Below are 1,192 nucleotides of genomic sequence, written 5' to 3'. Positions count from 1 at the left end.
GGGTGGATATGGGCGGATAGATCCTCGAACGTGACCTGGGCGCCCCGCCCCAACCCCCATAGGTCGTAGGCCTGATCGTCCATGGTGAGCGCGTCGCTATCAACGTTCCACGACCAGAGGGCAATTCCAGCAGCGTCTACAGCGCGTGCGAGATTCTTAGCATTCCGCAGGAGCGAACTCGACTTCTCGACGGCTTCACTCATATTGCTTCTGACACCTTCAGGGCCCAACTCAGTTCGCGCGTTCTAAGGGATAGGCAGCATCATCGTAAAGAGCTCGAATCGGAGCGCCCCCGAAGCGCTGCTTATTGACCTCGAGACGCGATCCAGCCCGTGCGCCTGAAATGGAAGCGTGGCGTATGCCCAACCGGGTGGCGTATGCCCAACTGGAATGTCAAAAGCGCGAAGGTGCCGGGTGCCTCGAGCAGTGGAGGGCACGATAGGGTCAAATTGGCCCGACGGGGAACTAAACCAGGTTTGAATTGGTCGCAGAAACCTTGCCGTCGCGCCGACGTCCGGCTCATAGTGACCCAGGGGAACGAACTACCTCCAGCGCGGATTGGTTCTGTTTCAGATGAGGTCAGCCATGCCCAATTCTCCGAAGGACACAGAGAAGAAGAAACCCGACCCCGCCCTCGCCGACGTCGAGCCTGGTAGCGATGCCGATGCGACCCCGGTTGAGGAGCCAGCCAAGCCGCCTCCCAATCCAAACAAGAAACCCTCGGATCCGTAGCTAGGGCTGGCGCCTGGCCACGTGCACCCGAGCACCGCATTCGCGTACGCTGTTGAGAATGTCCTGTTCTTCGCTACTTCGCAGCGGTTTCACGATAGAACGCCTCATGGATACGAAGAAATTCACCTCGTCAAAGCTGGTTTTGCTACAGGCTTTCCGTCTAGACGAGGCGGGCAAGATGGTGCCGGCGTTCGCGCCAGTAAGATGCGGGATGAAGCAGCAGCGTACAACGCCGCCGAGCAGCTGGTGCGATCCTATCTGGCGGTGATTGCGTGGACACAACCGACACACGCTGCCGGTGGTGAGGTGGCGGAGCGAACCATCGTATTCCGCCACGGCGACCTGCCAGAAGTGAACTAATTGAGCCCTAACCCCCACAGCTGGCGGCTGACTTTGATTTTGTGACGAGGGAGAAATAGGCCCTTGAGCCGGAAGTACCGAGTTGTGGATTGTGCCCCGG

General features: G+C 59.2%; 1 pseudogene. It reads right to left on the bottom strand.

Annotated elements, in window-relative coordinates:
* Positions 1–203, bottom strand: a pseudogene (locus AC3YMN_RS19295) (histidine kinase); the annotation flags it as partial.
* Between the last annotated feature and the right edge of the window lie 989 nt (positions 204–1,192).

It is taken from the genome of Devosia sp. Z11_6 (assembly GCF_058133665.1).
This window is presented reverse-complemented; position numbering and strand designations above follow the sequence as displayed.